Source organism: Exiguobacterium sp. S3, from assembly GCF_018617295.1.
Classification (GTDB): Bacteria; Bacillota; Bacilli; order Exiguobacteriales; family Exiguobacteriaceae; genus Exiguobacterium; species Exiguobacterium profundum.
The window spans coordinates 1-10,429 of the sequence record NZ_JACSJW010000011.1 but is presented as its reverse complement, the minus strand read 5'-3'; the positions used below and the strand labels follow the sequence as shown (position 1 = coordinate 10,429).

Annotated in this window: 12 protein-coding genes and 1 pseudogene; 4 read left to right on the top strand and 9 right to left on the bottom strand. The window is 51.7% G+C overall.

Annotated elements, in window-relative coordinates; all coding sequences use genetic code 11:
* Nucleotides 1–88: 88 nt before the first annotated feature.
* Nucleotides 89–601, top strand: a pseudogene (locus KNO65_RS15475) (RNA-guided endonuclease TnpB family protein); the annotation flags it as partial.
* Between the two features lie 213 nt (nucleotides 602–814).
* Here the strand turns inward: KNO65_RS15475 and KNO65_RS15470 are convergent.
* The 5 genes from KNO65_RS15470 to KNO65_RS15450 all read right to left on the bottom strand — a co-directional run bounded on the left by KNO65_RS15470 (nucleotide 815) and on the right by KNO65_RS15450 (nucleotide 3,663).
* Nucleotides 815–2,641, bottom strand: coding sequence for a methyl-accepting chemotaxis protein (locus KNO65_RS15470; protein WP_214785186.1), 1,827 nt, complete (start codon nucleotides 2,639–2,641; stop codon nucleotides 815–817).
* 124 nt (nucleotides 2,642–2,765) lie between these two features.
* Entirely contained in the window at nucleotides 2,766–2,978 is a 213-nt protein-coding gene (locus KNO65_RS15465) for a DUF2922 domain-containing protein (RefSeq protein ID WP_214785184.1), read from the bottom strand.
* 27 nt (nucleotides 2,979–3,005) lie between these two features.
* Nucleotides 3,006–3,218: a hypothetical protein gene (locus KNO65_RS15460; protein ID WP_214785182.1), complete on the bottom strand. Its 213-nt coding sequence runs from the start codon at nucleotides 3,216–3,218 to the stop codon at nucleotides 3,006–3,008.
* Nucleotides 3,219–3,244: 26 nt separating this feature from the next.
* Nucleotides 3,245–3,385, bottom strand: a complete 141-nt coding sequence (locus KNO65_RS15455) for a YvrJ family protein (protein ID WP_012727209.1) — start codon at nucleotides 3,383–3,385, stop codon at nucleotides 3,245–3,247.
* 68 nt (nucleotides 3,386–3,453) lie between these two features.
* Nucleotides 3,454–3,663 (bottom strand): hypothetical protein, encoded by a 210-nt coding sequence (locus KNO65_RS15450; protein ID WP_012727210.1) that lies wholly within the window; start codon nucleotides 3,661–3,663, stop codon nucleotides 3,454–3,456.
* A gap of 331 nt (nucleotides 3,664–3,994) precedes the next feature.
* On the opposite strand from KNO65_RS15450, the gene KNO65_RS15445 reads away from it, so the two are divergent.
* Nucleotides 3,995–4,438 (top strand): MerR family transcriptional regulator, encoded by a 444-nt coding sequence (locus KNO65_RS15445; RefSeq protein ID WP_211782337.1) that lies wholly within the window; start codon nucleotides 3,995–3,997, stop codon nucleotides 4,436–4,438.
* Between the two features lie 49 nt (nucleotides 4,439–4,487).
* On the opposite strand, the gene KNO65_RS15440 is transcribed toward KNO65_RS15445, so the two are convergent.
* Genes KNO65_RS15440 through KNO65_RS15430 form a run of 3 tightly spaced genes read right to left on the bottom strand, consistent with a single transcriptional unit; the run spans nucleotide 4,488 to nucleotide 7,422 of the window.
* Complete coding sequence (locus KNO65_RS15440) at nucleotides 4,488–4,829, bottom strand: YxeA family protein (RefSeq protein ID WP_214785180.1); 342 nt, start codon at nucleotides 4,827–4,829, stop codon at nucleotides 4,488–4,490.
* 12 nt (nucleotides 4,830–4,841) lie between these two features.
* Entirely contained in the window at nucleotides 4,842–6,674 is a 1,833-nt protein-coding gene (locus tag KNO65_RS15435; protein ID WP_214785178.1) for an ABC transporter permease, read from the bottom strand.
* Entirely contained in the window at nucleotides 6,661–7,422 is a 762-nt protein-coding gene (locus KNO65_RS15430; RefSeq protein WP_031422457.1) for an ABC transporter ATP-binding protein, read from the bottom strand. Before KNO65_RS15430 ends, KNO65_RS15435 begins: the two co-directional genes overlap by 14 nt.
* 106 nt (nucleotides 7,423–7,528) lie before the next feature.
* Here KNO65_RS15430 and KNO65_RS15425 point away from each other — a divergent pair, with 106 nt between their 5' ends.
* Nucleotides 7,529–8,218, top strand: a complete 690-nt coding sequence (locus KNO65_RS15425) for a response regulator transcription factor (protein ID WP_214785176.1) — start codon at nucleotides 7,529–7,531, stop codon at nucleotides 8,216–8,218.
* Between the two features lie 12 nt (nucleotides 8,219–8,230).
* Nucleotides 8,231–9,604: a sensor histidine kinase gene (locus KNO65_RS15420; RefSeq protein WP_353047440.1), complete on the top strand. Its 1,374-nt coding sequence runs from the start codon at nucleotides 8,231–8,233 to the stop codon at nucleotides 9,602–9,604.
* A gap of 13 nt (nucleotides 9,605–9,617) precedes the next feature.
* On the opposite strand, the gene KNO65_RS15415 is transcribed toward KNO65_RS15420, so the two are convergent.
* Nucleotides 9,618–10,429 (bottom strand): transposase (locus tag KNO65_RS15415; protein ID WP_214785171.1); only part of this gene is annotated, 812 nt, incomplete at its 5' end.

Here is a 10,429-nt window from a genome sequence, read left to right as displayed (position 1 = left end):
CCGGACGGAACAAACGGCGTCTGACGAAACCGACAATATTGAACATTATTAAACGAGCAAAATTGTACATAAAAAAGTTGACATTTATAAGTTGTCCCGTCGTCAGCGCATCGCCCTGAACAAGAAGGTGAGACTCTCCGAGGCGAAGAACTACCAGAAGCAGAAGCGGAAGGTCGCCCGCATCCACGAGAAGATCGCCAACAAGCGCACCGACTTCCTGCACAAGGTGTCGACCGAAATCGTCAAAAACCACGACGTCATCGGCATCGAGACCCTGCAGGTCAAGAACATGCAGCAGAACCGCAAGTTGAGCAAGTCGATCTCCGAGGTCAGCTGGTCAGAGTTCTTTCGCATGCTCAAGTACAAGGCCGGTTGGTACGGGAAGACCGTCGTGAAGGTCGGGAAGACCTTCGCCTCGAGCCAATTGTGTTCGAGTTGCGGCCATCGACACCAAGACGTGAAACATCTTGGTCTGCGTGAATGGACATGCCCGGCTTGCGGGGTCCACCACGACCGTGATGTGAACGCAGGACTGAACCTCAAACAAGAAGCCGAGCGCCTGTTGGCTTCTTCAACCGTCGGGACGACGGGGCTAGCCTGATCAGGTTCCGACTGTCAAATCGGATAACTCAGGAATCCCCCACCTCTAAGCGAAGCGTAGGTGGGGGTAGTTCAAGTACTGCCATTTTTATATCGGATGATACAGCCTAATTTGTACCAACAATTTGAAATTCATTTACGTATTGACCTATCTTTTTATTTTTCGTGGGAGAAACAAAAAAGAACCAGACATCTGCCTGGTTCTGAGACTTGCTTATAGTTTGAATTGCGCCACGCGATTCGAGAGTTCGGTCGCCCGTTTTTCCGTTTCGCCCATCTTCGCCTGAACGTCGTTGAAGCGTTCGACCGAGAGCTGAACTTTCTCTGAGATTGACTGCGTTCCGTCCGCGCCCTCTGTCACGGTCGTCGCCACTTCCTGGATGACCCCAAGAATGTTGTCCGTCATATGGCGAAGCTGAAGCGCATTGCCTTCGAACGTCTTCGCCGTCTCACCGAACACCGTCGCATCCTGTTCGTATTGCGTTGCGGCATCTTCGAGACGATCGTAGTCGGCCATGACTTTCGTGTTGAGGAACGTCAACATGTCTTCCGAACTCGTATTGAGTCGTTCGACCGAATCGATGACCGTGTTCGACACGTCACGAATCTCGTTGACCGTCTGACGTGAGTTTTCCGCCAATTTGCGAATCTCGGATGCGACGACCGCGAATCCGCGACCCGCTTCCCCTGCCCGAGCCGCTTCAATCGATGCGTTCAAGGCGAGTAAGTTCGTCTGGTCAGCGATCGCGAGAATGGCCGTCGTCAAGACGCGAATCTCTTCGACCGACTGGGCCCCTTTGATGGCTTCCGCGAGCTCGACTTGTTTCTTCTCGATAATCGCCACTGCTTCTGTTTTCGAGACGACAGCTTGCTCCCGCATTTCATGTGCTCGTGTCTCGACACGATTTGCTGTTTCGGCACTCTCATTGGATAAGTCGACGATTGAATCGATTGAACTTCCCATCTCGGTCGTCGAAGCACTCATTTCTTGTGATGAGGCTGCCGTTTCTTCCATACCGGCCGTCAATTCTTCGACTGTACCCGACGTCTCTTCCATATAGTGACTGAGTCGCGTCACTTCAGCGGATACGTCTTTTGAAGACGAGAGGACGACTTTCGCCGTCTCGTCGACATCAATCATAATCTCACGAAGTATGGCGAGGAACGTGTTGAACGAACGACTGACTTGTGCGATCTCGTCGTTCGACGTGACCGGAATCGTCATCGTCAAGTCGCCACCTTGTGTCGCGAGTTCATCAAAGCGTGTCTGGAGCGTTTGCATCGGTCGAATAATCGAGCGTAACAGGCTGAGTCCGAGGAATAAGAGAATCACCACGGCCCCGACCGTCACGGCAATCAATGCCATGAGAGACTGCATGAATTCACGCTCCATGTCCTGACCGACACGTTGCGACCCTTCTGAGTTGTAGTCGACCAGATCTGCTAGTTTTTGTGTGAAGTTGTCATATGTAGACTTGGACTGTGCATCATAGTATGAGCGAGCCATCCCTGTGTTACCGGTCGAGCTGAACGTCAACATGTTGTCCGAGACGCGTTGGTACATCTCCCATTGACGCGAGAAATTCGTAAAGAGTTCCTTGTCTTCTGCGTTCACGGCTCGTCCTTCATACTTCGGTGCAATCGTGTTGATCTCGTCACGAATCTCTTTCATTCGTGTCATCAGTTCTTCTTTTTGTGCCGCATCCTCCGTCACGATGTGATCGAGTTCGAGCGTGCGGTAGTTCGCAGCCAGCGTATTGAGTTCGTGGGCGTAATCGAGCCCTTTGTTCCAGTTGTTGACGATGTCGTCCGCTTGACGGTTCGCGTCACTCATTGAAAACAGCGCGTAGCCGCCGACGCCAATGACGAGGACGAGTGAGATGAGGACGAGTCCCCATAACTTTTGACGAATCGTCAAATTCTTCCCGACGTTCGCTCCGAAAGATGTCGTGCGTTCACGCTTCTCTCCGCGTTTCCACGTCCATGTCGGTTTTCGTTTGATCCGGCTCAGTGCCTTCGACCATGTTGATTTCCATGCCATCTATGTATTCCCCTCTCAATCATGCAGTGTTTCCTATACTATCGACAATTTTCAGAAAATAATGAAGAGGATTGACCAAACTTAAAAAAGGTGACTCAAACTGCAAGAGTCACCTTTCAATCGATTACTTCTCACTCAATACCGTCTGCGTACCTTCAATCATCTTGATTTCGGTCCACTCCATCACGTTCTTCGCGAGCGGATCGTTGGCGACAATGAAGTCAGCAAGCGCTTCTACTTTTTGGGCGTCGACCGGTTGTTTCACGTTGTTCAAGCGGAAGCGTACGACCTTATGGAATGCATCTAAAAATGAGATTTCAAGTTTTGTGTCAGTCATGGGTGCTTCTCCTCCTTAGGGTATGGGTTAGACTAAATCGTATTCACGGACGATGCCGAGGTCTGCTTCCTCTTGAATGACGAGGTCGATCAAGAGACGACCGAATGCGTCAATCGTATCTGCCGTCAGATTGGCACGAATCGGACCGAACCGTTGTGCTTTTTTCGTCGGTTTTGCTGTTTGTACGTCATGATGCATCGTCAAAACGAACGTTGCTTTCTTCTCTGTTAAGACAGCCATGGGGGATGGCTCCTTTCAATAGGGGATTAGGTTTCTGATACGGTCGAGGTATCCATTCGTTCGAGCAGCTGGATCATGCGATCGAGCTTCGTCTCAATCCGATGAAGCAAATAGAGCGAGACGACGATGGGGAACCCCAGATTGGAGATGAGTTCGGGCCAACTCATGTGACCACCTGCTCATCGTGCCGAGGATCGGCGGCGGGACGAGTGCGGTTCTTCATAAGTCCTCCCTGTTAATACACTAAAAATTCTTGGGCCACGACGTAGTTGGCGGATTCCACATCAATCAGTGCCTTGATCAAGTCACCAAACTGTTTCATCCGCGCCTCATCCATCCGACTTCCAAGCGGTCCATAGCGAACGAGTTGCTTTTTCTCTTTGCCGTCGAGTTGTCGCCGGGTGTCCAAATAAAGCATCGTCGCTGTTTCTCGATATGCTGCCATCTGTCTCACCTCCTTCGCCCTTATTAACCGCTTTCACGAAGAAAGTGCTCATTCTATTTTTTTAATATAATTTCAATTTAATGGGTGACTATAGTCCTAAATAATCTGAATTTTTACTCATCGACTAATATCGCTCTAATTCCTTGTTTTTTCATAATTATTAGAGTATCTTAATGTTCGGATATGAGCATTTAAAAAACACTCCAAAAGTCCCACAAAACATTTCCCCGCTTTGAAAAAACTGTAAGTTAAAAATTTGTAAATGGGGTACGATACGTACGAGGGTGTTTTTTGAATCTAGTAGTCAGTCTTGAAGAAGGAGACGCATATTATGAACAGCCTAGACATCGCAAGTATCACTACAATTCCTTCCGCTCAATACGACTTCGACCAAGCCGACCTGACGTTTTCGGCGACCGAATGGGATACATATCGACCGGAACAAGGAAAACCATGTTCGTATAAGGAAAGACATCTGATCGTTTATCCGCTCAAAGAATTGAGCCGCGCCTTTAGTGTGGCCGGCATCCCACGCAGCCAACAGCAATTGATCAAGTGGGAGACCGATGGCGTCTTGCCACCTACCCCGTTCACGTTCGGTCGGAAGCGATTCTATACGGAAAATCAGATTCGTACCATTGTCGACATCGCATTGGAATGCGGATTGCGCCCACGAACACACGTCAAAAAGACGAACTTCTCCGAATTGGCGCATCATGAACTAACGTACATATTAAAACTCGAACTAAATGCCTACGAGGCGCCTGTCGTCTGAACAGGCAAAAGCCATCCGCCATGAAGGTCATGACGAATGGCTTTTTTACTCACTTTTTCGAAATCGACTGCGGCACGTCCGCACGGGACACTTCCTCATATGAGGTGACCGTGTCTCCATCCTTCACATAGAGACGTAAATACGCCCCTTCCCGAAGTTTGTTTGCGGCCGTGAAGGTGACTTCCTTTTCCTTCCCATCAGACGTGAAAGCTGGTTGCGTGTATACGTATCGCTTCATCACGTCGCCGTTCTCGAGCGTCGTCTCTTCTACATCCGTCGCCCCTCCGATTTCAACGAAAAGGGTGTCCTTCCCAATTCGATTCCAATCCACCTGTGTTAACCCAACGACCAATACAATTGAAACAATTGCAATTCCAATCCATTTTTTCATATTTTTCTCTCCTTATCGAATCGCCGTCATGAAACGGCGAACTGTGATGCCATAATAGACCGCATAAATGGTTGTATAGACGCCCATCCACACGAGAACCGGTATCGTGAAATTCATGCTTAACAAGTTTGAAAACGCGATGAGCGCCACGGTCGCATGAAGAATCCCGAGCGCGAACGGGGCGAGAAATACGACGATGATCTGTTGGCGCACTGTCCGGCGCACGTCCCGATCGGATATGCCGATTTTCTGTAATATCGCATACTTCGCCCGGTCGTCCTCTGCCTCCGTCATCGTTTTGAAGTAAATGACGCTACCTGTTGCAACGAGAAAGACGAGCCCAAGGAATGTCCCGACAAAGAGAAGCGCCCCGTTCATCGCCATCGTCTCGGCATACACATCCGGTGCACTCGAAAACGATTCGAGCCCGAGTCCCGCTAGACGTTCGGACTGGTCGCGCTGATCTTTGAACGATTCTGTGAGGGCGACATGATACGTCTCGCTCGGCTCCGTCATCGTCTTGAACATGTCGTCGGCCACAACGAGAAACGACCCGCCGAACGTCATCACGTTGAGCGGCGACTTTTCAAGACGCGTCGACACGTCAACCGTCTGTCCTGACAGTTCGACCGATTCGAGCTCTTCCGAATAACGTTCATCATAGAACGGGTCGACCCATACGACCTCATCCTGTTTGAACGCTGCCGGCTCTGCCACGCCGAGACCTTGCAGGAGATGACGATATGTCGATTCATCGATGACCCCGAGCTCACGCTCTCCGTACTGCGCTTCCGTTCGAATCGTCTTTTGCTCGACGTTTGATTCGAATGTCGCTCCGTTCACCTCAACCGCCTCCCCTTTCCAGGCATACGTGTAAGGTGTATATGAGGCGACATTCTCTTCCGCGTAATAGTAGACGCTAAAGATGGCACCCCCTGCCGTGATCGCCGTCGCGCTGATGATGCTGATCAGCGTGAGCGTCTTCGCGTTCCCACGAATGCGATAGAGAAGCTGTGACGTCGTCAACAAGTTGAGCCGTTTCCACGACCAATGCTCCTTCCCTTTCAACCATGTCAAAGCGAAAATCAAGACACTATGGAAGAGAAGCGCCGACCCGATGACACTCAATCCGATGATGAGTAGCGGCATCGCGAGTCCGAGCGTTTTCCAAAGTGAGGACGTCATCAAATCCTGAAGAGCGAGCCAGTACGCCACTCCAATGGTGAGAATCCCCGTGAGCGCGACCCAGCCTTTCGCCGTCGGAACCCCTTCCCCACTCTTGTCCGCATGGAACAGGTCAATCAACTTGAAGCGATAGATGACCCGGTAACCTTGGAACGATGTGAAAAGGAAAATCGCAAGAAAGACGAGGAACGTCTCGATGAATGCCGACGCCGAGAAGGCGAATCCGATGTTCAAGTCACTGTCCATCAGGCGCATCAATAGTTGGAGGAGCGCGTTCGCCCCGAAAATCCCGAGAATGATCCCGATGACCAAGGACACGGCTCCGATGACGATGTTCTCGAACAAGAGCAAGAGCCCAATCTGTTTCTTCCGGACCCCGAGTAATGAGTAGAGCCCGACCTCACGCTTACGCCCTCTTAAAAAGAAGGCGTTCGAATAGGCGATGAACAGGGCGACGAACAACATCAAAATGAACGTCGACGTGCTCATCAACCCGCTGATCTTCTTCGACGTCTCCGCAAGCGCACTGATCTCATGGCTGTGCTTCAGTGTCGCGAACGTGAAGTAGATGACGATGGAAAAGATGGTCGTCCCGACATAGAGTGCGTATCGCGACAGATTCCGTACGACGTTTTTCTTCGCGAGCTCAAATAGCGTCATCGACCGCACCGCCTTTCGCGAGCTCCTCGAGGATTGATTGGTAGAATGCGTCTCGTGAGGCGTTGCCGCGAATGAGCTCTTTCTTTAACTGTCCGTCTTGAATATAGAGGACTCGGCGGCAAAAACTTGCGGCGAAGGCGTCATGCGTCACCATCATGATGGTCGTCTCTGCTTCATTCAATCGAGCGAGGGTATCTAAGAGATCGGTCGCCGACTTCGAGTCGAGCGCACCCGTCGGTTCATCGGCAAAGATGAGTTTCGGGTCCGAGATGAGCGCCCGACAAACGGCCGTCCGTTGTTTCTGTCCGCCTGAGATTTGGTACGGGTACTGCTCGAGGATCCCTTCGAGTCCGAATCGTTTCGCCAACCGTTCGACCTTTGCGCGTGTCTCATGAACCGGCGTCTTCGAGACGGCGAGCGGGAGCAACATGTTTTCCCGGACCGTCAAGGAGTCGAGCAAGTTGTAGTCCTGAAAGATAAATCCGAGATGATCACGCCGGAAATCGGCGAGCGCCTCCTCGTTCATCGATGCAATGTCGTCACCTTCGACTAAAATCTCACCCGACGTCGGCGTATCGATTGTCGCGAGGACGTTGAGTAACGTCGACTTCCCAGCCCCGGAAGGTCCCATGATTCCGACGAACTCCCCATGCTCAATGGTGAAGGAGACGTCATCGAGCGCTCGGAACGTCGCGTCCCCTTTCCCATATGTCTTTTGAATCGCTTTTACTTGTAATAATGTTTCCATGTTCAGCACCTCTTTCTGTCCCTTACATTACGCCCTCTGTCTTAACTCCAACTCACGCGTACCTTACAAAATCCTTACGTGATATGCTTAGAACGAGGTGATGACGATGGAACAGCCACGGATTCTCATCGTGGATGATGAACAAGATTTATGTATATTGATTCAACGCGCGCTTGAAAAGGAAGGATTTCATGAGATTCGGACCGCTCACACGTTGAAGGACGGATTTGATGTCTTCGAGACGTTCCGCCCTCACTTGGCGATCTTAGACGTGATGTTACCGGACGGGGAAGGCTATCAGCTCTGCCAACAGATGCGGGTGCAGTCCACTATCCCGATCCTCTTCCTCTCTGCCAAATCGGAAGAAGTCGATAAACTGCTCGGTCTTGCCATCGGTGGAGATGACTACATCACGAAGCCGTTCAGCCCAAAAGAAGTGGCATTCCGTGTAAAGGCACAGCTTCGACGAGTGTCGATGATGGAAGCGCCGGTGGCCGAGACGACGACCGTCGGCCCCTTTCAAATGAATGAAGACGAGACAGAAGTATACGTGAACGGGGAACGATTGGAGTTGACGGCGAAGGAGGTCGGTCTCCTCGCCTGCTTTTTGCGCAACCCGAACCGGATTCTCAGCAAGGAGACGCTCTTCACGCAAGTGTGGGGCGAATCGTTCTTCGGATCGGACAACACCGTCATGGTCCATATCCGACGTCTCCGTGAAAAAATCGAACCGAATCCATCCGAACCGACGTATATCAAGACGGTCAAGGGACTTGGCTATCGGTTGACGGTGTAAGGAGCGGTCATGATGAAATGGAAACTGACCGGTCACTATTTGTTATCGATTCTCCTCATTGTGGCGCTCGTCGTCTTCTTGAACATTACGATTTTGTTCGGTCTCCTCGTCAATGACCGGACGGGACTTGACGATGTGGAAAGCAACTCGGGCGAGACCTTTACCCGAAACTTCAGTACGTATCTTTCACTCGAAGATGGCGAACCGGTCGTGTCAGAAGCGGGGCGCGAGGCCCTTCGCCAATCGGGTGCCTTCGTCCGCTTTTTAGATGAGACCGGACGTGTCGTCAGCGAGGTCGACGCCCCGAGTGGATTACCGGACGCCTATTCTCCGATTGAGTTGATTCAAATCTATAAATATATGGATGACGACCTCCGACTCTATTTCATTGGGGAATACGAATCGTACAGTTATCTCATCGGTGTGCCGGAGGCAAGTGAACGTCGGGTGCTCTTTATGTTAGACGAACAGGCGGTTCTTTCGTATATCACGAAGGCGTTCCTCTGGATACTCGTCGTCGATTTACTCGTCGCCGCCTTGATCGGTGTATTGTTCAGCTCACGATTGACGCGCCCCGTCTACCGCTTGACCGAACGGATTCAACAACTGAAGCAACGCGACTTCTCGACCGCTGAACCGAAGCAATCTGGGATATATCGTCCTGTCTTCCATGACTTGAATGCCGTCTCACAGACACTCAAAACGTATGAACGTCAGCGTGCAGAACTCGATGACCGTCGGAAAGAGTGGATGAGCAACGTATCGCACGACTTGAAGACCCCGCTCGCCTCCATCCAAGGGTACGCCGAACTGCTCGACGATGATTCGCTCGACGACACCGAGCGCAGACAATACGTCCATGTGATTGAGCGTCAGGCTAAGTATATGAAGGAACTGCTCGACGATTTCAATTTGACAATGCGTCTGCAGCACGGTGACTTCCCGCTCACCCTCGAAGAGACAAACCTCGAACCGTTCGTCCGTGAGCTCGTGATCGACGTGTTGAACGATTCTCGTTTCGGCGAACGCCACATCGAGTTCGAGTCCACTCAAGCAGCGACCGTCTCGCTCGATCGGCACTTTATGAAGCGGGCCTTGCTCAACTTCTTGTATAACGCGTTACTTCATAACGACGAGTCCGTGCACGTGACCGTTCGAGTCGACGGTGACATCGTGACGATTGTAGATGACGGATACGGGATTGCCGAATCCGATGTGCCTTATATCTTTGAGCGCTATTACCGAGGCACGAATACGGACGACGCACGCGGAAGCGGCCTCGGCATGGCCATTTCACGAGACATCATCGAAGCCCACGGCGGGAAGGTCGAGGTCGACAGTACACCGGGACACGGTACCACGATTCGAATCACATTCACGGCATAAGAAAAAGGGACGCTCAAGCGTCCCTCAGGCTGTTGACGAACCAGATCGCAAGATGCGATCTGGTTCGTCTTTTTTTATGTTCAACGAGCTTGAGGCGTTCTGTCCGACAAAAGATTGAAGAAATGTTATGTAGACGGTCCTTTCTGGCCAACAGGTTGGCCAGCTTCTTCATGTTTTGTGCGGTGGCTGCCACCAGATTGGCGCGTTGGACCTTCGCGGTCCCCCTGTAGAAGGTGAAACGGAGCCCATGGAGTTCTTTCCCATCGGCGAACGAGCGCTCGACGGTCTGCGGTCGCAGTCGGTAGAGGGATTTCCCAGACGCGGACAGGCGGTTCTCGTTCACCTGCTCGCGGTAATGTTCATCGACGTGGCGTGTGATGTCCCTTCGGTGCGTCCGGCTGGACGTGCACTTCTCGAGGAGAGGGCAGTTCTGACAGATGGAGGGGTCGGAGACGTAATGGTGATAGCCGTGGCGGTCCGTCGTCTGATAGGTGAGGCGCTGTCGCGCCGGACAGAGATACGCATCTTCCTCAGGCAGGTACGTGTACCGGGTCTTGCGGAACATCCCCTTCTTCCCACCGAAACGCCTCCGGGCGATGACCCCGAAGATGCCCCGTTCGACGAGCGCCTTTGCGATCCCGGTCGTGAAGTAGCCGGCATCGAGTGCGACCGCCTCGAGCGGGAAATGGAAACGTTCGAGGACATGGTCGAGCCGATTGAGATAGACGGTGCTGTCTATAAATGTCAACTTTTTTATGTACAATTTTGCTCGTTTAATAATGTTCAATATTGTCGGTTTCGTCAGACGCCGTTTGTTCCGTCCGG

What these genes read in the sequence shown, in the direction of transcription:
- KNO65_RS15470 (WP_214785186.1), bottom strand. Translation starts at nt 2,641, where the DNA reads ATGGCATGGAAATCAACATGGTCGAAGGCACTGAGCCGGATCAAACGA.
- KNO65_RS15465 (WP_214785184.1), bottom strand. Translation starts at nt 2,978, where the DNA reads ATGACTGACACAAAACTTGAAATCTCATTTTTAGATGCATTCCATAAG.
- KNO65_RS15460 (WP_214785182.1), bottom strand. Translation starts at nt 3,218, where the DNA reads ATGGCTGTCTTAACAGAGAAGAAAGCAACGTTCGTTTTGACGATGCAT.
- KNO65_RS15455 (WP_012727209.1), bottom strand. Translation starts at nt 3,385, where the DNA reads ATGAGTTGGCCCGAACTCATCTCCAATCTGGGGTTCCCCATCGTCGTC.
- KNO65_RS15450 (WP_012727210.1), bottom strand. Translation starts at nt 3,663, where the DNA reads ATGGCAGCATATCGAGAAACAGCGACGATGCTTTATTTGGACACCCGG.
- KNO65_RS15445 (WP_211782337.1), top strand. Translation starts at nt 3,995, where the DNA reads ATGAACAGCCTAGACATCGCAAGTATCACTACAATTCCTTCCGCTCAA.
- KNO65_RS15440 (WP_214785180.1), bottom strand. Translation starts at nt 4,829, where the DNA reads ATGAAAAAATGGATTGGAATTGCAATTGTTTCAATTGTATTGGTCGTT.
- KNO65_RS15435 (WP_214785178.1), bottom strand. Translation starts at nt 6,674, where the DNA reads ATGACGCTATTTGAGCTCGCGAAGAAAAACGTCGTACGGAATCTGTCG.
- KNO65_RS15430 (WP_031422457.1), bottom strand. Translation starts at nt 7,422, where the DNA reads ATGGAAACATTATTACAAGTAAAAGCGATTCAAAAGACATATGGGAAA.
- KNO65_RS15425 (WP_214785176.1), top strand. Translation starts at nt 7,529, where the DNA reads ATGGAACAGCCACGGATTCTCATCGTGGATGATGAACAAGATTTATGT.
- KNO65_RS15420 (WP_353047440.1), top strand. Translation starts at nt 8,231, where the DNA reads ATGAAATGGAAACTGACCGGTCACTATTTGTTATCGATTCTCCTCATT.